The 23,510-nt window shown below is 63.7% G+C and carries 21 protein-coding genes; 11 read left to right on the top strand and 10 right to left on the bottom strand.

Translation table 11 applies throughout. The features are described from left to right. Positions 1-3: 3 nt before the first annotated feature. From IC761_RS00955 to IC761_RS00965, 3 genes are all read left to right on the top strand, one after another. Entirely contained in the window at positions 4-609 is a 606-nt protein-coding gene (locus tag IC761_RS00955) for a DUF2585 domain-containing protein (protein WP_195801462.1), read from the top strand. Positions 610-661: 52 nt separating this feature from the next. Then, positions 662-1,966 carry an ATP-dependent protease ATPase subunit HslU gene (gene hslU, locus IC761_RS00960; protein ID WP_195801463.1) on the top strand — a complete coding sequence of 435 codons (1,305 nt, stop codon included), beginning with the start codon at positions 662-664 and terminating at the stop codon, positions 1,964-1,966. A gap of 181 nt (positions 1,967-2,147) precedes the next feature. Then, positions 2,148-3,272, top strand: coding sequence for a hypothetical protein (locus tag IC761_RS00965; RefSeq protein WP_195801464.1), 1,125 nt, complete (start codon positions 2,148-2,150; stop codon positions 3,270-3,272). 138 nt (positions 3,273-3,410) lie between these two features. Here the strand turns inward: IC761_RS00965 and IC761_RS00970 are convergent, their stop codons facing one another. Genes IC761_RS00970 through IC761_RS00980 form a run of 3 tightly spaced genes read right to left on the bottom strand, consistent with a single transcriptional unit; the run spans position 3,411 to position 6,200 of the window. After that, a complete protein-coding gene (locus IC761_RS00970) occupies positions 3,411-4,001 on the bottom strand; it encodes a Smr/MutS family protein (protein WP_195801465.1) in 591 nt (196 codons plus the stop codon). Continuing rightward, positions 3,998-5,518 carry a murein transglycosylase A gene (mltA, locus tag IC761_RS00975; protein ID WP_195801466.1) on the bottom strand — a complete coding sequence of 507 codons (1,521 nt, stop codon included), beginning with the start codon at positions 5,516-5,518 and terminating at the stop codon, positions 3,998-4,000. Before mltA ends, IC761_RS00970 begins: the two co-directional genes overlap by 4 nt. Beyond that, positions 5,496-6,200: a Tim44/TimA family putative adaptor protein gene (locus IC761_RS00980; RefSeq protein WP_195801467.1), complete on the bottom strand. Its 705-nt coding sequence runs from the start codon at positions 6,198-6,200 to the stop codon at positions 5,496-5,498. The genes mltA and IC761_RS00980 overlap by 23 nt, the downstream gene beginning before the upstream one ends. A gap of 411 nt (positions 6,201-6,611) precedes the next feature. Between IC761_RS00980 and secB the strand changes: the two genes are divergently transcribed. After that, complete coding sequence (gene secB, locus IC761_RS00985; RefSeq protein ID WP_195801468.1) at positions 6,612-7,091, top strand: protein-export chaperone SecB; 480 nt, start codon at positions 6,612-6,614, stop codon at positions 7,089-7,091. Here secB and dnaQ read toward each other — a convergent pair. The 4 genes from dnaQ to IC761_RS01005 are packed head-to-tail and all read right to left on the bottom strand — an operon-like array spanning position 7,088 to position 9,922. Further along, on the bottom strand, positions 7,088-7,807 hold the full coding sequence (gene dnaQ, locus IC761_RS00990) for a DNA polymerase III subunit epsilon (RefSeq protein ID WP_195801469.1): 720 nt from the start codon (positions 7,805-7,807) through the stop codon (positions 7,088-7,090). The two genes, secB and dnaQ, sit on opposite strands and share 4 nt — an antisense overlap. A 34-nt stretch (positions 7,808-7,841) precedes the next feature. Then, entirely contained in the window at positions 7,842-8,441 is a 600-nt protein-coding gene (gene coaE / locus IC761_RS00995) for a dephospho-CoA kinase (RefSeq protein WP_195801470.1), read from the bottom strand. Between the two features lie 23 nt (positions 8,442-8,464). Further along, positions 8,465-9,073, bottom strand: a complete 609-nt coding sequence (locus IC761_RS01000) for a Maf family protein (RefSeq protein ID WP_195801471.1) — start codon at positions 9,071-9,073, stop codon at positions 8,465-8,467. Between the two features lie 9 nt (positions 9,074-9,082). Continuing rightward, a complete protein-coding gene (locus IC761_RS01005; RefSeq protein ID WP_195801472.1) occupies positions 9,083-9,922 on the bottom strand; it encodes a pyruvate, water dikinase regulatory protein in 840 nt (279 codons plus the stop codon). Positions 9,923-10,397: 475 nt separating this feature from the next. Here IC761_RS01005 and hemJ point away from each other — a divergent pair, with 475 nt between their 5' ends. The 7 genes from hemJ (at position 10,398) to IC761_RS01040 (ending at position 18,964) form a co-directional block, all read left to right on the top strand. Next, positions 10,398-10,832 (top strand): protoporphyrinogen oxidase HemJ, encoded by a 435-nt coding sequence (gene hemJ, locus IC761_RS01010; protein WP_195804508.1) that lies wholly within the window; start codon positions 10,398-10,400, stop codon positions 10,830-10,832. Positions 10,833-11,091: 259 nt separating this feature from the next. Next, a complete protein-coding gene (gene rho, locus IC761_RS01015; protein WP_195801473.1) occupies positions 11,092-12,357 on the top strand; it encodes a transcription termination factor Rho in 1,266 nt (421 codons plus the stop codon). A 316-nt stretch (positions 12,358-12,673) separates the two neighbouring features. Then, positions 12,674-14,044 carry a tRNA uridine-5-carboxymethylaminomethyl(34) synthesis GTPase MnmE gene (gene mnmE / locus IC761_RS01020; RefSeq protein WP_195801474.1) on the top strand — a complete coding sequence of 457 codons (1,371 nt, stop codon included), beginning with the start codon at positions 12,674-12,676 and terminating at the stop codon, positions 14,042-14,044. 385 nt (positions 14,045-14,429) lie between these two features. Next, complete coding sequence (gene mnmG / locus IC761_RS01025) at positions 14,430-16,310, top strand: tRNA uridine-5-carboxymethylaminomethyl(34) synthesis enzyme MnmG (RefSeq protein ID WP_195801475.1); 1,881 nt, start codon at positions 14,430-14,432, stop codon at positions 16,308-16,310. Between the two features lie 60 nt (positions 16,311-16,370). After that, positions 16,371-17,042 (top strand): 16S rRNA (guanine(527)-N(7))-methyltransferase RsmG, encoded by a 672-nt coding sequence (gene rsmG / locus IC761_RS01030; protein WP_195804509.1) that lies wholly within the window; start codon positions 16,371-16,373, stop codon positions 17,040-17,042. A 30-nt stretch (positions 17,043-17,072) separates the two neighbouring features. Continuing rightward, a complete protein-coding gene (locus IC761_RS01035) occupies positions 17,073-17,927 on the top strand; it encodes a ParA family protein (protein WP_195801476.1) in 855 nt (284 codons plus the stop codon). 152 nt (positions 17,928-18,079) lie between these two features. Next, on the top strand, positions 18,080-18,964 hold the full coding sequence (locus IC761_RS01040) for a ParB/RepB/Spo0J family partition protein (protein ID WP_195801477.1): 885 nt from the start codon (positions 18,080-18,082) through the stop codon (positions 18,962-18,964). Positions 18,965-19,239: 275 nt separating this feature from the next. Here the strand turns inward: IC761_RS01040 and holA are convergent, their stop codons facing one another. Genes holA through leuS form a run of 3 tightly spaced genes read right to left on the bottom strand, consistent with a single transcriptional unit; the run spans position 19,240 to position 23,448 of the window. Next, entirely contained in the window at positions 19,240-20,268 is a 1,029-nt protein-coding gene (holA, locus tag IC761_RS01045; protein WP_195801478.1) for a DNA polymerase III subunit delta, read from the bottom strand. A 2-nt stretch (positions 20,269-20,270) separates the two neighbouring features. Then, on the bottom strand, positions 20,271-20,822 hold the full coding sequence (gene lptE, locus IC761_RS01050; RefSeq protein ID WP_195801479.1) for an LPS assembly lipoprotein LptE: 552 nt from the start codon (positions 20,820-20,822) through the stop codon (positions 20,271-20,273). Further along, positions 20,809-23,448 (bottom strand): leucine--tRNA ligase, encoded by a 2,640-nt coding sequence (leuS, locus tag IC761_RS01055; protein ID WP_195801480.1) that lies wholly within the window; start codon positions 23,446-23,448, stop codon positions 20,809-20,811. The genes lptE and leuS overlap by 14 nt, the downstream gene beginning before the upstream one ends. Between the last annotated feature and the right edge of the window lie 62 nt (positions 23,449-23,510).

The raw sequence follows: 23,510 nt of genomic DNA on the forward strand, positions 1-23,510 counted from the left end.
GGCATGACGCTCGCACCCGCCAAGAGCGCCAGGACGGCGATCCCCGCGACCTACTGGGTCGGCATCGCTCTGCTGCTGCTGGCGCTGCAAGCCTCGATCCTGTTTGCGATGGGCCGGGTGCCGATCTGCACCTGCGGTTACGTCAAGCTCTGGCATGGCGTGGTGAACAGCTCGGAGAATTCGCAGCACATCGCCGACTGGTACAGCTTCTCGCACGTGCTGCACGGCTTCCTGTTCTACGGGCTGACATGGCTCTTGTTCTCGCGGGGCTTGTCCTGGTCCGCACGGCTGATCATCGCGATGCTGATCGAAGGCGCCTGGGAGATCGTCGAGAACTCGCCGTTCATCATCGAGCGCTACCGCGCCGGAACGATCTCGCTGGACTATTACGGCGACAGCATCGTCAACTCGGTCTCGGACACGCTGTTCATGGTGCTGGGGTTCCTCACCGCGCGCGTGCTGCCGATCCCGGCCACCGTTGCGCTCGGGCTCGCCTTCGAGATCATGATGGCGCTGCATATTCGCGACAATCTGACGCTCAACATCCTGATGCTGATCCATCCGATCGACGCAGTCAAACAATGGCAATCCGGTCCGCCGATCATCTGACGGTCGAAAAAGCCGCTTGTCCTCGGCCGCCTCGCGCCCTAGCTAAACAGACATGACAGATTTTTCCCCCCGCGAAATCGTTTCCGAACTCGACCGTTTCATCGTCGGCCAGTCCGACGCCAAGCGCGCCGTCTCGATCGCGCTGCGCAATCGCTGGCGGCGGCAGCAGCTCGAAGGTTCCTTGCGCGAGGAAGTGCTGCCGAAAAACATCCTGATGATCGGCCCGACCGGCGTCGGCAAGACGGAAATCGCGCGACGGCTCGCAAAGCTTGCCAACGCACCGTTCCTCAAGGTCGAGGCGACGAAATTCACCGAGGTCGGCTATGTCGGCCGCGACGTCGAGCAGATCGTGCGCGATCTCGTCGAGGTCGCGATCGCCCAGGTGCGCGAGAAGAAGCGCAAAGACGTGCAGGCGCGCGCGCAACTTGCCGCCGAAGAGCGCGTGCTCGATGCGCTGGTCGGTGCCAATGCCAGTGCCGCTACGCGCGAATCCTTTCGCAAGAAGCTGCGTGCCGGCGAACTGAACGACAAGGAAATCGAGATCGAGACGCAATCGTCCGGCAGCGGCATGCCGATGTTCGAGATCCCGGGCATGCCCGGTGCGCAGATGGGCGCGATCTCGATCGGCGACATTTTTGGCAAGCTCGGCGGCCGCAGCAAGACGCGGCGGCTGACGGTCGAGGGCTCGCACGAGATCCTCGTCAACGAGGAATCCGACAAGCTCTTGGACACCGACCAGCTGACGCTGGAGGCGATCAGCGCGGTCGAGAACAACGGCATCGTGTTCCTGGACGAGATCGACAAGATCTGCGCCCGCGACGGCCGCGTCGGCGGCGACGTCTCGCGCGAGGGCGTGCAGCGTGATCTCTTGCCGCTGATCGAGGGCACCACGGTCTCGACCAAGCACGGCGCGGTCAAGACCGACCACATTCTGTTCATTGCGTCCGGCGCCTTCCACGTCGCAAAACCGTCCGACCTCTTGCCGGAATTGCAGGGCCGCCTGCCGATCCGGGTCGAATTGCAGGCGCTGACCCGCGACGACATGCGCCGCATCCTGACCGAGCCCGAGGCCTCGCTGATCAAGCAATATGTCGCGCTGTTGCAGACCGAGGGCGTGACGCTCGACATCACCGACAGCGCCATCGACGCGCTCGCCGACGTCGCGGTCGCCGTCAATTCCACCGTGGAGAACATCGGCGCGCGCCGACTCCAGACCGTGATGGAGCGGGTGCTGGACGAGATCTCCTTCACCGCGCCGGACCGCAACGGCGAGACCGTCCGGGTCGACGCCGATTTTGTGCAGAAGCACGTCGGCGATCTCGCCAAGAACGCGGATTTGAGCCGGTTTATTTTGTAATTTTGCGCGGTCGCGCTATTCATTCCGTCGTCGTCCCGGCGCAGGCCGGGACCCATACCCACCAGTGGTTATTGTCGGAAAGCGATGGCGGCTCCAGCCTTGACTCAAAACAACCATTCGTGGGTATGGGTCCCGGCCTGCGCCGGGACGACAGCGGAATTTTGTGCACGCAGGGTTCGTCGTGTTCGCTGACATCCAGAAGAACCCCTGGCGCCTCTTCCTCGCGATCAACATCGCCGTCATTGTCGGCGTGTTCATCCACAAGATCCTGCTGCCGCCTTACGTCCCCTATATCCACCTCCTCGTCGACTACCATTTCGGCTTCATCAAGCGCGCGCTGATCGGGGCGATCGTCGCGCTGTTCACGGCAAAAGTGCCGGTGTGGCTGGTATTCGCGCTATCGGGTACGGTGTGGCTGGTGACACTGGGGCTGTTCGTCAAGCTGTTTCAGAAAACGTTCGGCTTCACGCAACAGACGCTGCCGCTGTTCGTCTTCCTCGCAGGCTCGCCGTTCTTCCTGAAAAACTTCATGCACACGCTCGGCCATTTCGACATCTATGGCTGCATGCTGGCGCTGATCCTGCTGCTGGTGCCGGCGCGCTCACTGTTGTTCGTGGCGCTGGCTGCGCTGTTCTCGATCATTCTGGTGCTGATCCACCACATCCATCTGCTGATGTATGTGCCGACCCTCATCACCATCGTCGTGACCAGGCATTACCTGATCTATGGCTGCAATCGCACCAACGTCGCGTTCGGTATTGTCGCCTTCACAGCGGTTTCCGCGCTGTTCTTCGCCGCGCAGTTTTTGGGAACGATGCCGATCGCGGAAGCGGATTTCCTCGCCTATCTGAAGACCCGGATGGCCGATCCTGCGCGTACCGACCTCTTGCAATTCAGCTACATCTGGTATCAGCCGCTGTCGAAGGAGATGTCCGACACCTGGGGACGCCTGCCCCACAACAGCCTCGGCATCCCCGTCTTCGCGCTGCTGATCTGGCTGCATACGCCGCTGTGGCGCTATTTTGCCGGCCTGATCCGCGCGCTCGAACACGACATGCACCGTCGTCTCGTCATTGCGGCGCTGATCGGCGTCAGCCTCGCTTATCTCGTGATGTTCGCGATGGTGTTCGACTATTCGCGCTGGATGTCGAGCTGGGCGGTCTGCATGTTCCTGCTGCTGCATGCGGTGAAGATGCTGCCAGCCAAGCAGGAAACGCAGCTGATCCCCGCGGTGGACAAGAAGACGAATATCTTCGGCCTGTTCGTCACGCTGATCCCGCGCGTCGGAATCGTCCGGCCGTTTTAGGCGGTCTGCTCCCTCTCCCGCTTGCGGGAGAGGGCTGGAGAGAGGGTGTCGCCGCAATGGGACACCCCCGATGCTGAAAGAGCCCTCACCCGGCGCTGCGCGCCGACCTCTCCCGCAAGCGGGAGAGGTGTAGAGCCGCTAGAATCTCGCCCGCCGGATCCGCACATAAAGCGCGCCCTCGCCGCCATGGCCGATATGCGCCTCCTCGAAGCCGACCACGAAGGCGCGGAATTCCGGCAGGCTCAGCCATTCCGGCACCTGGCGGCGGAGCACGCCGCTCTCGCCGCCGCTCCGGCCCTTGCCGGTGATCACCAGCACGAAGGTCAGGCCGTCGTGATGGGCGCGGTGCAGGAAGCCGGTCAAAGCGCGATGCGCGCGCATCTGGGTCATGCCGTGCAGATCGAGCCGGGCCTCGATCTCGCTGCGGCCGCGCGACAGTTTTGTGCGCTCGCGCTTGCCGAGCGGGGCGAGCGGCGGCATCGCCGGCTTTGATGGACGCGGTGCCGGTGCGGCGGCCAGGGGCCGCGGCGACGGCGCGGGTTTTGCGACTGGCGTTGCGGGCGAAGGATCCGTGCGCGGCGCCGCATGCACCTTTGTCGCGCGATGCTTCCGCAGCGGCTTGATCTGCTTTGCGACAAGGTCCCACAGCTCACGGTCTTCCTCGCTCAGCCCGCGACGGCGCGGCGAGGGACGAGGATCCAGCACGGGCGGACGGGACGATCGCTTCATTGCTGGTGGGAACGACTTTTCGTGTGCCGGCGTGGCTCGCGGACAGGCTCGATCACGGGACGCGGTGCCGGCAGCGGCACCGGATTGGCCACCGCAACCGTCTCACCCTTGCTCGGCGCCACGGCAGGCGCGGCTGGCTTCGCTGCCTCCGTCTGCGGAAACAGCCTCGCGATCTTCTCCGATGGCCGCGGATCCGGCACCGGCAGACGCGCAGCACGAACGCCGGGATCGAGGCTCTTCGGCACCAGCATCACGAAATGCATGGAATGGCGCAGCCGGCCCGAGACCCGGCCGGCATCCGCACCGGCGCCAAAATAAAGATCGGCGCGCGCGGGGCCGATGATGGCCGAACCCGTATCCTGCGCGATCATCAGCCGATGGAACGGCGTCTTGGATCGTTCGGAATCGATCGGCAGCTCGCCTTCGATGAAGAACGGCGTGCCGTAGACGTGGAGCGATTTGTCGACCGCGATCGAGCGGCCGGCTGTCAGCGGAATGCCCTGCGCCCCGACCGCCTCGTCCTTGTCGGAGAGATTGACTTCGTGGAAGAAGATGTAGGAGCGGTTCTGGCGCCGCAGCTCTTTCGCGCCATCCGGGTTTTGCGCCATCCACTCCCTGATCTTCTGCATCGACATCTCCTCCTTCGGAATGATGCCGCGTTCGATCAGGACGCGCCCGACGGCGGTGTAGGGATAGCCGTTGTAGGAATCGTAGTTGAGCCGAATGGTACCGCCGTCATCGAACTTGATCCGCGCCGAGCCCTGGATCTGGGCGAACAAAAGATCGGTCGGGTCCTTCAGCCAGGCGATCTCGAGGCCGCGGCCGGCGATCTTGCCATCCTCGATCTCGCCGCGATCGTAATAGGGCACGAGCTTGCGGCGGCCGATCTTGCGATAGACCGGCCCCTTGTTGGGCAGGTTGACGGACGCCTGATTGTAGCCGCGCACGAACAGGTTCGAGGGACGGCGATAGACCGGAACGTTGTAGACATCGGTCTGTGTGCGCGAGCCGTCGAGCACTGGTTCATAGTAACCCGTGACAAACCCGTCGGGCTCGCCGAGCCGCGAGATGCGCAGCGGCGAAAAATTGTCCTCGAAGAAAGTCTTTGCCTTGGGGTCGTCGGTGAGCTCGAGCGATTTGGCGAGGCGGCAGGGCTCGATCAGCGACGCACCCAGCGCTTTCGGCTCGGCCGCGCCAGTCTGCGCATTGATCGAGCGGCAGCTGGCGCGAAACGTCTTGTAGGCCGCGAGGTGATCGTCATCGCTCCAGCCTTTCACGTCGGCCCAGGCCAGCGGCAGATATTGCGCCCCGGGAATCTCGAACGGGAGCGGGAGCTGGGGATAGGGCAGGGCCCGCGGCGGGAGCGCGGCCACGTCCGGAAGATGACGCTGATGGCTGCGATAGTGGCGCCGCGCCGCCTCGGCGCCAAGCGGGAACGACAACAGCACGACGGCACCTGCGCACAGCGCCGTCACGCCATTCCTGAAGGCAATTCTAATTCGCGCTTCCGGTGCCAACCAGCTTCCAGTTCGGATCGCGAGAGGTGGTGTCGCGGGCGAAAGTCCAGATGTCGGTGATGTCGGCGACCTTGTCGGCGTTGCCGTCGACGATGTTGCCGGCCTTGTCGCGGGTGACCGAGATCATCTGCGAGACGAAGCGGATGGTCAGCTGGGCGGTGCGGTCGCGCAGCTCGGCGCCGACCAGCTCCGCCTTGTCGATCGAGACGAAGCGTGTCTCGGTCTTCTGCTCGTTCTTCTCGCGCTCCTTGATCGCGGCGTCGAAGCTGTCATAGACCTCCGACGACAACAGGTCGCGCAGCGCGCGACGGTCGCCATTGGCAAAGGCCAGCACGATCATCTCGTAGGCGCCGCGGGCGCCGGAGATGAAGTGGCGCGGGTCGAAGGTGGAATCCTTGTCGACGATGGCATCGAGGCCCTGGGCGAGCGCGGTGCCCGGTTCGGTCAGGCCCTTCCAGCGGTCGGAGGGCGGGGCCGGCTCGGCGGTCGGCGCCAGGGGCGCCTGATCGATCACCTTGCCGGGCATGGTGACGACGTTCTTGTCCGGGGCCCCCTGAAGCGCATTCCTGGCCGTGCGGTCGAACGGCGGCCGCTCATTGCCGGTCCGCTGCCCCAGCACGCTGCGCAGCCTCAGAAAGATAAAGACCGCCAGCGCAAGGAAGATGATGGTGTAGATGTCCACGTCGTATTCGCTTTCTGGTCTTTTCAGGAGGTCGCTGCCGGGAAAATCAATCCGGCCAGTAGACCGTTCCATACGGGAACGGCAAGTCTACATCACCATTTTAGGACCCGCTTGAGGCCCCGCGTCTCGTCTGTCGGATGTAGGCACGAAATCTTGCCCGGCCAATGGCGCCTTTTGGCACAGCGGGAAGTGTAGCGCGTTTTATGCTTAAGGGGAAACCCGATCCTGCCTGGAAATCGCGCATCTTCAAGCGTTTAAGGCGCGATTTCGTGTCCGGGGCAGGGCGAACGTCACAGTTGTGGGCGCGGCCCGGATTCCCCATCCGGAGCCGTTCGTCCTTGTGGAATGAGGCGGCCCTATGTTAGCCAACCGCCGCGAAATTCAGCCCCAATCGGGTAAGGAGACACTCTGATGACCAACGGCAACGGTACCCCTCCCGAGGCGGCCCAGGCTCCCCAGCTCAACGTGCTGGCGCAATATACCAAGGACCTCTCGTTCGAAAATCCGAACGCGCCGAGCTCGCTCCAGCAGCAGAGCCAGCCGCCCCAGATCAACATCCAGATCAATGTCGGCGCCAACAACCTCAGCGAAACCGAGTTCGAGGTGACGCTGTCGGTCGAGGGCAAGGCCGAGACCGCCGGCAAGGTGATGTTCTCGTTCGAGCTCGCCTATGCCGGCGTGTTCCGCATCGCGAACGTGCCGAAAGAGAATCTGCACCCGCTGGTCATGATCGAGTGCCCGCGACTGCTGTTCCCGTTCGCCCGCGAGATCATCGCGACCGCTGTCCGCGACGGCGGGTTCCCGCCGCTGATGCTGGATCCGGTCGATTTCGTCGGTCTCTACCGTCAGAACATGGAGCGGCAGATGGCCGCTCCTGGCGGTCAGGCCTAACCGGCCGGATTGGCGGCAACTGGGGCGGGCAAGAACTCGTTCCAGATCGCCTTGTCGCCGAGCGTTGCGATGAAAGCCCGATGGGCCTCGCGCTCGGCATCTGACACCCGCGGGGCAAGCGGCACCGGCCGCTGCCGCCGCGGCGCATCTCCAGCGGCATTGACGCGAATCTCCTGGGCGTCCGACGCCAGCAGCAGCTGCGACTGCCGCGCCCCGACCAGATCGACATAGACTTCGGCGAGCAGCTCGGCGTCCAGCAGCGCGCCGTGCTTGGTGCGGTGTGAATTGTCGATCGCATAGCGCGAGCAGAGATCGTCGAGCCGGTTCGACACGCCGGGATGCTTGCGCCGCGCCAGCAGCAGCGTATCGACCAGCCGCTCGCGCGGGATCGCGGCGTGCTTGATCCGGTCGAGCTCGGCATTGATGAAGCTGATGTCGAACGAGGCGTTGTGGATCACCAGCGGCGCATCGCCGATGAACTCCAGAAACTCGTCGACGACCTCGTTGAACAGCGGCTTGCTCGAGAGAAACTCGGCCGACAGCCCGTGCACCGCAAAGGCCTCCGCCGGCATATCCCGTTCGGGATTGATATAGACGTGGAACGTCTGTCCCGTCGGCATGCGGTTGAAGATCTCGACGCAGCCGATTTCGACCAGGCGATCGCCGCGGAGCGGATCGAGGCCGGTGGTTTCAGTGTCGAGGACGATTTCGCGCATGATTCCGAGAGATCTAGCCGTGTGAGGCGGCGAATCAGGCGCGCCGCTGCGGCATCTTAACGACCTCGGCCAGAATGTGCGCGATTTGCGCGCGCACCGGCTCAAGTCCGTGTGACGTATCCACCACGAAATCGGCCCGCTTGCGCTTCTCGGTATCGGGGGTCTGCTTGGCGATGATGGCGTCGAGTTTTGCGTCGTCCATGGTGCCGCGCGCCAGCACCCGCTCGCGCTGGAGTTCAGGCGAGGTGGAGACCACGACCACGGCGTCGACCCGCTTCTCGCCGCCGGTTTCGAACAGCAGCGGGATGTCGAGAACCACGACCGGCGCCGCGGCAGCTTCAGCTTCCGCAAAGAACTTTTGCCGGGACGCACCGAGCATCGGATGGACGATCTGCTCGAGCTGCTTGATCGCCGCGGGATCGTGCACCACGCGCGCGGATAGTTTGGGCCGGTCGACCTTGCCGTTCACGGTGGTGCCGGGGAAGGCCGCCTCGATCGCCGGCGCTGCCTCACCCTCATAGAGCTGATGCACGGCAGCATCGGCGTCGTAGACGGGCACACCGGCCTCCGCGAACAGCTTTGCGGTGGTCGATTTCCCCATCCCGATCGAGCCGGTCAGTCCCAAAATCCGCATCAGCGTCCAGCCGTATTGATTGTCTAGACCGCAATTAGCTGTTCGCGCCGCAGGAACGCAAGCAACGGCAGCAGTGGCAGGCCGAGAATGGTGAAATGGTCGCCCTCGATGCGCTCGAACAGATGGATGCCAAGCCCTTCGAGCTGATAGGCCCCGACGCTGGTGGTGACGGCATCGCCAGCGGCGTCGAGATAGGCTGAAAGCTCGGCCTCGGACATTTGCCGCATCGTCATGCGGGCTATCGCGACGTCCTCGAAAACAATCTTGCCGTCTCGTGCTACGGCGATGGCGGAATTCAGCTCGTGGCCGTTGCCCGCGAGATCGCGCAACTGCGCCATCGCTTGCGACCGGCCAGCGGGCTTGTTGAAGAGACGATCGCCGAGTGCCAGCGTCTGGTCGGCGCCGATCGCGTAGCTGCCGGGATGGCCAGCCGAGACCGCCCTGGCCTTTTCACGGGCCAGCAGCAGCGCGACTTCGCGCGGGTTCGACAGCTTTGAATCGGCCTGAATGCCGCGCTCGTCGATGTCGGCCGCAATCGCCTTGAATTCCAGCCCGGCATTGGCCAGCAACATTTTTCGCGCGCCGCTTTGCGACGCCAAAATCAAACGAGATTTGCCGCGCCAGAGAGACATCGCCAAAACTTATTCCGAAGGCCGGCTTCGCTGGCGATCACTATACAGCTTCATGATAGCCGCCGCTGTTTCCTCGATCGAGCGCCGCGTCACGTCAAGCAGCGGCCAATCATGCTTGGCACTCAGCTTGCGCGCAAACGCAACCTCCTCGGTGACCGACTGCCTGTCGGTATAATTCTCGCTGCCGGACTCGGCGCCCATTGAGAGCAGCCGGTTCTGACGGATCTGGATCAGGCGTTCCGGCGTCGCGTGCAGGCTTACGACCAGCGGCCGGGTCAGTGTCTCCAATTGCGCCGGCACCGGAATGCCCGGCACCAGCGGCACGTTGGCGGTGCGGATGCCGCGGTTGGCCAGATAAATCGAGGTCGGCGTCTTGGAGGTGCGGGACACACCGACCAGAACGACGTCGGCTTCCTCGAGGCCCTCGACATGCTGACCGTCGTCATGGATCATCGTGTAGTTCAGCGCATCGATGCGCTTGAAATATTCCGCATTGAGCACGTGCTGCGCGCCGACGCGACCGGTGGTCGCTGCTCCAAGATAGGCTTCGAACAGCTGCATCACCGGGCCGATGATCGACAGGCTCGGAACATTGATCTCCTTGCACTTGTCCTCGAGCCGGGAAACCAGATCCTTCTCCAAGAGCGTGAACAGCACGATCCCCGGCGCTTCCTCGATCTCATCGAGCACGCGGTCGAGCTGCTTCTGGCTGCGCACCAGCGGATAGACATGCTCGACCGGCGTCACGTTGGCGTATTGCGCCGCGACGGCGCGCGCGACCGTAATCAGGGTCTCGCCGGTGGAGTCGGAGACGAGGTGCAGATGAAAATAATTGCTCGAGGTCGGCACAAAAACTCTTTGTATGAGGGCGGGGCAGTTTGTGGATTTCTGTGGAGCTTAACCCCTCGGAAAGGGATGCGCGACACCAGGGGCGGGATAAGTGCCAATTTTCTTCACACCGCTGCCCCTCAGAACAAGTCCGGCACGCATGCGAGACGGAAACGGGATTGCGCCGACAAGCCCTTTGATAAGCTGCGGATGAAAACGCGCAAGCCTTTGAGCCCGGATGGTTTATCCAGGCAGGCAGGAACCACGCAGGAGATGTTGAGGGATGTGAACAAGGGCGCACGAACTGGCGCACTTCATTGCGTGAGTCCAATCCACGGTCACTCAGACTCAAACCTTTAAGAATCTAAGATTCTAGATTTGAGGAAGGCAGTACGGACGGATATGTGTGCAGAGTAAGACCTTAACGGGTTCTTACTATCCCCAGCCCGCTGGCCTAAGGTCGCCGGAAGGCTGGGTGCTCATTCGGGTGCCGGACATGTCGGAAGACCTCTACCTCTGGATCAAGGCGCTTCACGTGATCGCCGTCATCTCCTGGATGGCCGGCATGCTCTATCTGCCGCGGTTGTTCGTCTATCACTGCGAAGCCGAGATCGGCTCGAAGCAGTCCGAGACGTTCAAGATCATGGAGCGCCGGCTGCTCAAGGCGATCATCAATCCGGCGATGGGAGCGACCTGGATTGCCGGACTTTTTCTCGCCTGGTCCGGGCATTGGTTCAGTTTCGGCTGGCTGCACGTAAAACTGGCACTGGTGCTGGCGCTGTCCGCGGTCCACGGCTTTTTTTCGCGCTGGGTGAAGGACTTCGCTGCCGACAAGCGCCCCCGCACCCAGAAATTCTATCGGATTATCAACGAGGTGCCGACGTTGCTGATGATCCTCATCGTGATCATGGTGATCGTAAAGCCGTTCTAGGCAAGATTCTAGGCAACAATCGTGAGCGATCGCTCAGCGCTTCGTCTTGCGGAGTGGGAAGCGATTTTCTATATTAGCGATATCCCACCCAACGCAGGCGGATGTGGTTGTGTCCGAGCTTTTTGAAGGCCGGACACCGCATCAGGTTTGAAGCCTCCACCGGCGCTCACCTTGCCAGACCTGCGGACCTTACCTTCTCACGTCCGCATTTCAGAGCCTCCTCGCACCCCTCCCCAGGTTACCCCACAGGACCACCCCAATGCGGGAAATTAAACTCCAGGACCTCAAGTCGAAGACGCCGGCCGAGCTCGTCTCGTTCGCGGAAGAGAACGGGGTCGAGAATGCCAGCACCATGCGCAAGCAGGAGCTGCTATTTGCCATCCTCAAGCAGCTTGCGATCGCGGAAACTGACATCGTCGGCGAGGGCGTCGTCGAGGTGCTCTCCGACGGCTTCGGCTTCCTCCGCTCGCCGGATGCGAATTATCTGCCGGGCCCGGACGATATCTACGTTTCGCCGTCGCAGATCCGCCGCTTCGGCCTGCGCACCGGCGACACCATCGAAGGCCACATCCGCAGCCCGAAAGAGGGCGAACGCTATTTCGCGCTGCTGAAAGTCAACACGCTCAATTTCGAGGACCCGGAAAAGGCCAAGCACAAGGTCAATTTCGACAACCTCACGCCGCTGTTTCCGAATCAGCGTTTCCGCATGGAAATCGACGACCCGACGCGGAAAGACCTGTCTGCACGCGTGATCGACATCGTAGCCCCGATCGGCAAGGGCCAGCGCGCGCTGATCGTGGCGCCGCCGCGCACCGGTAAAACCGTGCTGATGCAGAACATCGCGCACTCGATCACGGCCAATCATCCCGACTGCTATCTGATCGTGCTCTTGATCGACGAGCGTCCGGAAGAAGTCACGGACATGCAGCGCTCGGTGAAGGGCGAGGTGGTGTCCTCGACCTTCGACGAGCCGGCCGTGCGTCACGTCCAGGTCGCCGAGATGGTGATCGAAAAAGCCAAGCGCCTGGTCGAGCATGGCCGCGACGTCGTGATCCTGCTCGATTCGATCACGCGCCTGGGGCGCGCCTACAACACCGTGGTGCCGTCATCCGGCAAGGTCTTGACCGGCGGTGTCGACGCCAACGCGCTCCAGCGCCCGAAGCGTTTCTTCGGCGCCGCCCGTAACATCGAGGAAGGCGGCTCGCTGACCATCATCGCGACCGCGCTGGTCGATACCGGCAGCCGCATGGACGAAGTCATCTTCGAAGAGTTCAAGGGCACCGGTAACTCGGAACTGATCCTCGACCGCAAGGTCTCGGACAAGCGCACCTTCCCGGCGATCGACATCTCGCGCTCCGGCACCCGCAAGGAGGAGCTCATCACCGATCCGCAGGTGCTCAAGAAGATGTACGTGCTCCGCCGCATCCTGAACCCGATGGGCACCATGGATGCGATCGACTTCCTGCTCGACAAGCTGCGCTCGACCAAGAGCAATTCCGAGTTCTTCGACTCGATGAATACCTAGTGTGCGGTGCAACAAAGCCTCAGAGGGCGCCTTCGGGCGCCCTTTTTGTTGTGCGGCCTTGCTGCGGGACAGGTGCAGCATGAGAGGCGATTTGGCGCCGGATTCCCGATCGCTTCTAAGTTGTTGATATTTATTGAATTTGATTGACTTTCGGAGTTCCTTCCGGGTTCCGGAGCAGGGGTTTCTGCAGCAAACGCCCTGACTATATTGCGCTGCAATATGCCTGATTGCTGCGGGAATGGTGCAGCAAAGCAGGCTGCCGCACACTGACCAAAACGGGTGTTTGCCTTTTCGCCGGCAGCCGGACAAATAGGCCATGCATCCGCGAGACCAGACCATCTTCGCTTTGTCGTCCGGCCGTCCGCCGAGCGCGATCGCCGTGGTGCGGGTTTCAGGCTCACAGGCTGGCGCGGTGCTGACGGCGCTGACAGGCCAGCTGCCGGCGCCGCGGCAGGCGAACCGCCGGCTGCTCCGAGATGCGGCGGGCCAGCCGATCGACGATTCGGTCGTGCTCTGGTTTCCGGGACCGGCGAGCGCGACGGGCGAGGACGTCGCCGAATTTCACGTTCATGGCGGCCGGGCGGTCCTGGCGGCGCTCATCGCCGCTATTTCGAAAATTCAGAATACGCGCGCGGCCGAGGCCGGCGAGTTCACGCGGCGCGCCTTCGAGAACGGCAAGCTCGATCTCACCGAGGCCGAGGGCCTCGATGATCTGATCCACGCCGACACCGACCGTCAGCGCCGCCAGGCACTGCGGCAGTTGCAGGGCCTGCTCGGCAACCGCGCGCGCGACTGGCGCGAGCGCATCATCGAGGCTTCGGCGCTGATCGAAGCCGGCATCGATTTCTCGGACGAAGGCGACGTGCCCGCGGAATTGATGGCGCCGGCCGTGAAGGCGATCAGGGCGCTGCACGACGAAATCACAGAAGTGCTTGCAGCACAGGGACATGCTGAACGGCTGCGTGACGGCATGGTGGTCGCCATTGCCGGCCCGCCGAACGTCGGCAAATCGACGCTGATGAATCAGCTCGCCCGCCGCGAGGTCGCGATCGTCTCGCCGCATGCCGGCACCACACGCGACGTGATCGAGGTCCAGCTCGATCTCGATGGCTATCCGGTCACGGTGATCGACACCGCCGGCATTCGTGAGACCGAGGATCCGGTCGAGCAGGAGGGGGTGCGTCGGGCGCGGGCGCGAGCCGAGGACGCCGACCTGGTGTTGTGGCTAGAGGACGGCGACCATCCGGCGGATCGATCGAAAGCCAGTCCCATTCCAACCAGGAAGCGTCCGTCGGGCGAGATTGATTTCCGCGGGCTGACCGTGCTGCACGTCCGCAACAAGATCGATCTAGTTGCAGGCGAAGGAACAGATCTGGCCGAGGGCCAGATTGGGATTTCTGCGAGTCGTGGCTTTGGTGTGCCCGAACTCGTCAACTTGCTGGTTGGGTTCGCTGCGACCTTCTTCGGTGAGAGCGAGGGCGCGTTGGTGACTCGGGCGCGCCAGCGTGAATTGCTTTATCGCGCCTCGGACAGCTTGCACCGGAGCCTGGAGCTTGTAGAAGAAGGTGAGGAGCTGGCCGCCGAAGAGCTGCGCGCCGCGGCCTATGCCTTGGGCCGACTGCTGGGCCGGGTGGACGTCGAGGACGTCCTTGGGGCCATCTTCCAGAAATTCTGCATCGGAAAGTAGCGCTAGTTCTTCAATGTAGAACTAGCGTTTGTTCCATTGCTTGGTGTTTCACGTGAAACGGTGGTTGGGTTCCGATCCCCGCGCCGCCCGCGGCATTGCGAGGAGCTCTTGCGGCGAGGCAATCCAGGTTGCCACCGCGGAAGTCTGGATTGCTCCGCTGCGCTCGCAATGACTGAGTGGGGCGCGGCCACTGCTGTCCCCTCATTGAATTACCCCTGTCCGCAGCCCAGCTTTGTTTCACGTGAAACAACAACGCGACTTCTACTGTGCATGGGGTTGTTTTCGAGAAACGATCTAGCTCCTCCGGCCGCCCTGTTTCACGTGAAACACCCGCCTCCCCAGTTTCCACTTCCGGCTTTCCCGCCTCTGAGCTAGAAGTCCGCCCATGCGACCAGAGCGAGAGAGTTTCGACGTCATCGTCATTGGCGGCGGCCACGCCGGCTGTGAGGCTGCGGCTGCCTCAGCCCGGATGGGCGCGACCACTGCCCTGGTGACGCACCGCTTCTCGACCGTCGGCGCGATGTCCTGCAATCCCGCCATCGGCGGTCTCGGCAAGGGCCATCTGGTCCGCGAGGTCGATGCCCTCGATGGTCTGATGGGCCGCGTGGCCGACGCTGGCGGCATCCAGTTTCGTGTTCTCAATCGCCGCAAGGGTCCTGCCGTGCGGGGTCCCCGTGCCCAGGCGGACCGGAAGCTTTACGCCGCGGCCATGCAGGCGGCGATCCAGGAAACCTCGGGTCTTTCCGTCATCGAAGGCGAAGCCGACGAGCTGATCGTGGTCGAGGGACGAGTGACCGGGCTGCGCCTGGCGGACGGCCGGATGTTTCGGGCAGGGGCTGTCGTCGTCACCACCGGCACCTTCCTGCGCGGTCTGATCCACCTCGGCGAGAAGAACTGGCCGGCCGGGCGCGTCGGCGAGGCCCCTGCGATGGGTCTCTCGAACTCCTTCGAGCGTGCCGGCTTCACCCTCGGGCGACTCAAGACCGGCACGCCACCCCGCCTGAATGGCACGACGATCGACTGGTCTGCAGTCGAGATGCAGCCCGGAGACGAGCCCCCGGAGCCGTTCTCGGTGATGACCGAGCGGATCACGACCCCGCAGATCCAGTGCGGGATCACCCGGACCACGTCCGCGACCCACGAGGTGATCCGGGCCAATGTGCATCGCTCCCCGATGTACTCCGGCCAGATCAAAAGCTCGGGGCCCCGCTATTGTCCTTCGATCGAGGACAAGATCGTCCGCTTCGGCGATCGCGACGGCCACCAGATCTTCCTGGAGCCGGAAGGGCTCGACGATACCACCGTCTATCCCAACGGCATCTCCACCTCGCTGCCGGAAGAGGTCCAGCTCGCGATCCTCGCCAGCATTCCGGGCCTGGAGCGGGTGAAGATGGTCCGGCCGGGCTATGCCATCGAATACGACCACATCGATCCCCGCGAGCTCGATCCGACCCTTCAGACCAAGCGTCTGCGCGGTCTGTTCCTCGCCGGGCAAATCAACGGCACCACCGGATACGAGGAAGCCGCGGGGCAGGGCATTGTGGCCGGCTTGAACGCGGCCTTGTCCGCGAGTGGCGCGGCGCCGACCGTGTTCGACCGCGCAGACGGCTATCTCGGCGTGATGATCGACGACCTTGTCACCCGTGGCATCAGCGAGCCCTATCGGATGTTCACCTCGCGCGCCGAGTACCGGCTGACCTTGCGGGCGGACAATGCCGACCAGCGCCTGACCGAGAAGGGGATGGCGCTGGGCTGCGTCGGCAGTGCCCGGACGCAGCATCATCGCGCCAAGATGGACGCTTTGAATGCGGCCCGGACGCTGTCGAAGTCGCTGACCATCACCCCGAACGAGGCGATCAAGCACGGGCTGTCCCTGAACCGGGATGGTCAGCGCCGCTCCGCTTTCGAGCTGATGGCCTATCCGGAGATCGGCTGGGACCAGGTCCGCGCGATCTGGCCGGAGCTGTCCACCATCGATCCCGTCATCGCGACCCATCTCGAGATCGACGCCAAGTACGATGTCTATCTCGAGCGCCAGAGCGCTGATGTCGAAGCCTTCCGGCGCGACGAGGGGATGGTGCTGTCTGAGGTCGACTACCGGCAGGTCCCCGGTCTTTCCAACGAGGTCCGCGCCAAGCTGGAGAAGGCGCGGCCGTTTACCGTTGGCCAAGCCGGTCGGATCGACGGCATGACGCCGGCGGCGCTCGGCATCCTCGCCGCCTATCTTCGTCGCGAGGCACGGAAGACCTCGAAGGCAATTGCATAGGCGTTTCACGTGAAACAGCGCGGACCGGCCCAGTCCCAGCCGAAGATCGCCAAGCCGAAGATCGCTAAGGCCAGCGCCAACGATCAATCGCTCGACGCTGTCATCGCCGCCGACAAGATCGCAGCTCTCAAGCTCGCCCCCGTTTCACATGAAACGGAAGCCCGGCTCGATCGCTACATCGCGTTGTTGAGGGAGTGGCAGGCCAAGACCAATCTGGTCGCGCCCTCGACCCTGCCGCAGCTCTGGACCCGGCACATCGCCGACTCGCTTCAGCTCGTGGATCTTGCGCCGACCGCAAAGCGCTGGGCCGATCTCGGCAGCGGCGGCGGCTTTCCCGGAATCGTCCTCGCCTGTGCCATGGCCGGGACGCCGGGCACGAGCGTCCATCTCGTCGAGCGGATCGCCAAGAAAGCCGCGTTTTTGCGCGAAGCGATCCGCGTCACCACATCACCGGGAGTCGTACATCTCGCTGAGATCGGGGATAATGTGGATAGAATCACCGGCCCCGTCGATTGCGTCACCGCGCGCGCGCTGGCTCCGCTACATCAACTCATCGGCTTTGCGGAGCCGCTGATGCGTCAGGGCGCAAAGGCGTTATTTCTCAAGGGTCAAGATGTAGAGGCTGAATTGACCGAAGCCGCTAAATATTGGAATATTCGGCCAAAGCTTCACCAAAGCCGCACGGGTGACGGCTGGATCGTAGAACTCGTTGGCGCCGACCGGCGCGGCTGAGGCGTTCAGGGGTTGAGTGGGGAATTTGCGATGGGCTTGATTGACGAGACGCAGCAAGAGCAGACCGCAACGGTGCCGCAGGGTCATCCGCGCATCCTGGCGCTGGCGAATCAGAAGGGCGGCGTTGGAAAAACAACCACGGCGATCAATCTCGGCACGGCGCTCGCCGCGATTGGCGAGCGCGTCCTGATCGTCGATCTCGATCCGCAGGGCAACGCTTCGACCGGCCTCGGCATCGATCGCCGCAACCGCTCCTGCTCGACCTACGACGTGCTGATCGGCGAGGCCAGCCTGCGCGAGGCGGTGGTCGCGACCGCCGTGCCGCGGCTGCACATCGCGTCCTCGACCATGGATCTCTCCGGCCTCGAGCTCGAGCTCGGTACCACGCCCGGCCGCGCCTTCAAGCTGCGCGACGCGATCTCCGCGCTCAACAACAACGTCTCGCCGGAAGCCGATTACACCTACGTGCTGATCGACTGCCCGCCCTCGCTCAATTTGCTCACGGTGAACGCGATGGCAGCATCCGATGCGATCCTGGTGCCGCTGCAATGCGAGTTCTTCGCACTCGAAGGTCTGTCGCAATTGCTCCAGACGGTGGAGCAGGTGCGCTCGACGCTCAATCCGAACCTGTCTATCCACGGCATCGTGCTGACCATGTTCGACTCGCGCAACAACCTCTCGAACCAGGTCGTCGCCGACGTTCGCCAGTTCATGGGCGAGAAGGTCTACAAGACCATGATCCCGCGCAACGTGCGCATCTCGGAAGCGCCGTCCTACGGCAAGCCGGTCCTGGTCTATGATCTCAAATGCGTCGGCAGCGAAGCATACTTGCGGCTCGCCACCGAAGTGATCCAACGCGAGCGCGAGCTGCGCGTCACGCATTGAAGCGACGGTGATCCGTAGGATGGGTAGAGCGCAGCGAAACCCATCATCGCACGCGCGAACAGCGATGGGTTTCGCTTCGCTCTACCCATCCTACAAGTTTCGAAAATTCAGTTCTGGAGTACTGCAGCGTGAACCCAAGGGAGCTGGCGACAATGGCCGACGAAGCGCGTTCGCGACTGGGCCGGGGTCTTGCGAGTCTGATCGGTGACGTCGGCGGTGAAGCCGCGCATGTCGATCGTCCGCGCGCACAGCGCAAGGTGCCGATCGAATTCATCAAGCCCAATCCGCGCAATCCGCGCCGCACCTTTTCCGACACCGAGCTCAAGGAGCTCTCCGAGTCGATCAAGCAGCACGGCGTGATCCAGCCCATCGTGGTGCGCCCCGTGAAGGGCGCGCAGGATCGCTACGAGATCATCGCCGGCGAGCGGCGCTGGCGCGCCTCGCAAATGGCCGGCCTGCATGAAGTGCCGATCGTACCGGTCGACATCAGCGACAGCGATGCGCTGGAATTCGCCATCGTCGAGAACGTGCAGCGCGAAGACCTCAACCCGATGGAAGAGGCGCAGGGCTATCACGCGCTCGCCAACGAATTCAAACGCAGCCAGGACGACATCGCAAAGGTCGTCGGCAAGAGCCGCAGCCACATCGCCAACATGATGCGGCTCACAAGACTGCCGGCCGAGGTGCAGGCCCTCATCGCGCAGGGACAGCTGACCGCCGGTCACGCCCGCGCGCTGATCGGCGTGCCCGATCCGCTCGCCGCGGCCAGGCGTATCGTCGAAGAGGGCCTCAACGTCCGCCAGGCCGAGGCGCTCGCGCATGAAGAGGGCGTGCCGGAGCGCAAGCCGCAAAAGGCACGCGCCGGGGGCAAGGAGAAGGACCCCGACACGATCGATCTCGAGAAGCGCGTCACCGACGCGCTCGGCCTCAAGGTCACGGTGAACCACCGCGATCCCGGCGGCTCCGTGCAGATCAACTACCGCAACCTCGATCAGCTCGACGAAGTGATGAAGCGGCTCGCCAAGGGCGGGCTTTGATCATCGGTGTCGTCCCGGCGAAGGCCGGGACCCATACCGCGTGATCCATCGATTGCTGAAGGCAGCAGCACCGACCACGAGTCGTAGCCAAACTTCTCCCCGTGGTTATGGGTCCCGGCCGTCGCCGGGACGACGTCGAAGATATTGTCGGGCTCAATAGTCTATCCACCCGTCATTGCGAGCGTAGCGAAGCAATCCAGAGTCTCTCCGCGGAGGGATTCTGGATTGCTTCGTCGCAAGGGCTCCTCGCAATGACGGGGAGAGAGCGGGGGAACTCAACCCCGCCGCTTCGCGTTCGCGGCGATCGCCATCAGCGTGCGCTGGGCGATTGCCGCGGCAAGCGTCGCTTGCTTGCGGGTGTCGAGGGCGGCGGTCGCGAGCTGCTCGATGATGCCTGCGAGCCGCGTGACGCTGAAATTACGCAGCGCGGTTTCGACCGCCGGCTTTCGTGAAAAATGCAGCCGCGGGAAACCACCGTCGAGCACGGCGGAGGCTGGCGTACCGTCGGCAATCGCAAGCGCGGATTTGTGCAGCCATGCGGCCTGACGCTGCGCGGCCGAGATGATCACGCCGGGATAGGTGCCGGCGATCATGGCCTTGGCGAATTCGGTCTCGACGATGTCAGGCCGGCCTGCGAAGGCGCCATCGACGATCGGATCGAGTTTCAGCTCGGACGCATCCGCCACCACAGCCATCACATCATCCAGCGTGACCTCGCCCTTGCCATGCGCATAGAGCGTCAGCTTGCGCAGCTCGTTGCGCGAGGCCTGGCGGTCGCCGCCGAGGAACGACATCAATGCGGCGCGGGCATCCTGCGCGATCCGCAAATTGGCGATGCGGAGCTCATCCTCCATCAGCTTCGCAAGATCGCGTTCGGTGTCGGGATAGCAGCCGATCGCGACCGCCGCCTTGGCGCGCTCGCAGGCCTTGCGCAGCGGCGATTCCGGACGGAGCTCGCCGGCCTCGATCACGATGCGGCAATCTTTCACGCCCATCTCGGCCAGCGTGTCGACGCCGCTGGCGAAGCTGCGCGAGCCGGCGCGGATGCGGATGGCGCGGCGACCGCCGAACAGCGGCACGGTCATGGCTTCATCGACCAGCCGCGACGGCTCGGCCGAGAGCTCGTCGCCGTCGAGCTTCACGAGCGAGAAGGGATCGTTGGGATCATCGACCGCGGAGGCGATCAACGCGTCGGCACGCTCGCGGACGAGGCCGGCATCGGGGCCGTAGAGCAGGATGATCGGGCGGCCCGCATCGGGGCGGGCGAGGAAGGCGTCGATTTCCTTTCCGCGCAGCGCGACCAAACTTAAGTGCCTGCGGTGAAGAACGCGGCGAGGCGGGTGTTGATGTTCTCCGCGATCTCGTTGGCGGCGCGATCCTCGGCGTCGCGCACCGCGCGGTTGCGGGCGAAGCGCTGGTAAGAGCCGGGCATGTCGTAGGACACACGCGAGAACGTGGTGCCGGTCATCACCGATTTGCCGGTTACAACCTCGGTCAGGTTGTACTGGCAGTCGATGCCGTAGTTCTCGCTGTTCGGCAGGCCGGTGTTGGGATCGACGATCAGGGACGACTTGCTCGTGGTGAAGCGGATCTCCAGCCGGTGGGTCGGCGGCATGCCCGTGGCCGAGCCGTAAAGCTTGAAGGCGAGCGCGTTGCGCACTTCGACGCCGACGCGGGCTTCACGCGAGGCGTTGGCCTTGTTGATCGGCGGGAGCTCGATGCCCATCAGCTTCTCACGCAAGCCCGGGGTGCCGTCGGTATGCTCGGCATACATCGGCTGGAAGCAGCCGGCCGTCAGCGCCGCCAGAGCGGCCACCGCCAGCAAGCGGGCTGCGATACGGATCCTAGCCGACAACATTCACGATCCTCTTGGGGACGATGATCACTTTGCGGACGGGCTTGCCGTCCAGGGCCAGTTTTACCGCATCGAGGGCCAGAACGGCAGCCTCGATTTCCGGATTCTGGGCCGCTGTTGCAACCGTGACCTCACCCCGCTTCTTGCCATTGACCTGGACCACCAGGGTCATGCTGTCTTCAACCAGCAAATCGCGTTCGATTTGCGGCCAATCGGCCTCCGAAACCAGCCCGGCCTGGCCCAGCCCATTCTCGAACAAGACTTGCCAGCACTCCTCGGCCAGATGCGGCATCATCGGGGAGAACAGCTGGACCAGGATCTGGCTGGCCTCCCGGATCGCCCAGGCCAAAGCAGGGGCAGGCTGGCCCGGACGCTGGAGCACCTCCGAAAACGCGTTGGCGAATTCGCGGATATGGGCGAGGCAGACGTTGAAGTGCAGCCGCTCGATGCCGGTAGTGACCTTGTCCAGCGCAGCATGGGCGGCCTTGCGCAAGGCGGTCGCGTCCGCGCCGAACGAAGCCGGACGCGCAGATGGGGCTCCCTTGGCGAGCTCCACGGCGTCGGTCACCAGCCGCCACAGCCGCTGCACGAAGCGGGAGGCGCCCTGGACGCGCTCGTCGCTCCAGATCACGTCGCGGTCGGGCGGGGAGTCCGACAGCATGAACCAGCGCGCGACGTCGGCGCCGTAGGTCGCGATGATGTCGTCGGGGTCGACCGTGTTCTTCTTCGACTTCGACATCTTCTCGATCGGACCGATCTGGATGTCCTCGCCGGTCCCAAGCAGCGTGGCGCGCCGGCCATTGCCGCCGATCTCGATCTTGACCTCGGCCGGCTGCACGAAGCTGCCGTCGGCCTTCTGGTAGGTCTCGTGCACCACCATGCCCTGCGTGAACATGCCGGCGAACGGCTCGTCCAGCGCGATGTGCCCGGTCGCCTTCATCGCGCGGGTGAAGAAGCGGCTGTAGAGCAGATGCAGGATCGCGTGCTCGACGCCGCCGATATATTGGTCGACCGGCAGCATCCGGTTGGCGACCGCAGGCGTCGTCGGCGCGTTCTCGTTCCAGGGATCGGTGAAGCGCGCAAAGTACCAGGACGAATCCACGAAGGTGTCCATGGTGTCGGTTTCACGTTGCGCCTTGCCGCCGCATTGCGGGCAGGTGACGTGCTTCCAGGTCGGATGATGGTCGAGTGCATTGCCCGGTCTGTCGAAGCTCACATCTTCCGGCAGCACGACCGGCAGGTCGGCATCCGGCACCGGCACCACATCGCATTTCGGACAATGGATCACAGGGATCGGGCAGCCCCAATAGCGCTGCCGTGAAATGCCCCAGTCGCGAAGGCGGAAATTGACCTGCCGCTCGCCGACCGGCGCATTGCCGCGCAGCTCGCTCTCGAGACGTTTCGCCACCTCTTCCTTCGCCTGCTCGATGGTCATGCCGTCGAGGAAGCGTGAATTGATCATGCGGCCGTCACCGTCATAGGCGGTGTCGGTGATGACGAACGATTTTGGATCCTGGCCCTCGGGACAAACGACGGGGGTGTTGCCGAGGCCGTATTTGTTGACGAAGTCGAGGTCGCGCTGGTCGTGCGCGGGGCAGCCGAAGATCGCACCCGTGCCGTATTCGATCAGCACGAAATTGGCGACATAGACCGGCAGCGTCCAGCTGGGATCGAACGGGTGGACCGCGCGGATGCCGGTGTCAAAACCCTGCTTCTCCGCGGTGTCGATGATCTCCTGCGCGGTGCCGATCTTCTTGATGTCGGCGATGAACGCGGCGAGCTTCGGATTCTTCGCGGCGGCGGCCTGCGCCAGCGGATGATCCGCCGAGATCGCCATGAATTTCGCGCCGAACAGCGTGTCGGGGCGCGTCGTGAAGATCTTCAGCTCGCTCTCGCCTTCGGGCGTGGTCGCCGGATCGAGCGCGAAGCGGATCAAGAGGCCCTCCGAGCGACCGATCCAGTTGCGCTGCATCAGCCGCACCTTGTCGGGCCAGCGGTCGAGCCCATCCAGCGCCGACAACAGCTCCTGCGCGTACTTCGTGATCTTGAAGACCCACTGGCTCATGTCCCGTTGCTCGACGACGGCGCCCGAGCGCCAGCCGCGGCCGTCGATCACCTGCTCGTTGGCGAGCACGGTCATGTCGACCGGATCCCAGTTCAGCTTGCGCTTCTCGCGCTCGGCCAGGCCCGCGGCGAGCATGTCCAAAAACATCTTCTGCTGATGCTTGTAATAGCTGGGATCGCAGGTCGCGAATTCGCGCGACCAGTCCAGCGACAGCCCGATCGAGCGGAGCTGCTTCTTCATCGCGGCGATGTTGTCGTAGGTCCAGGCCTTCGGCGCGACCTTGCGCTCGATCGCGGCGTTCTCGGCCGGCAGGCCGAAGGCATCCCAGCCCATCGGGTGCAGCACGTTGTAGCCCTTGGCGCGCATGAAGCGGGCCAGCACGTCGCCGAGCGTGTAATTGCGGACATGACCGATATGGATGCGCCCGGACGGGTAGGGGAACATCTCCAGCACATAATATTTCGGCCGCGAATCGTCGTTCCTGGAGACGAAGATCGCCTGTTCGTCCCACTGGCGTTGCCAGCGCGGTTCGGCGTCGCGGGCGTTATAGCGTTCGGAGGTCATGGAATCGTTCGGTTTCGTGAATTTAGGCCGTCGAAAGTGGCCGGACTAGGCCATAGAAGTCC

This window comes from Bradyrhizobium commune (genome assembly GCF_015624505.1).
Classification (GTDB): domain Bacteria; phylum Pseudomonadota; class Alphaproteobacteria; order Rhizobiales; family Xanthobacteraceae; genus Bradyrhizobium; species Bradyrhizobium commune.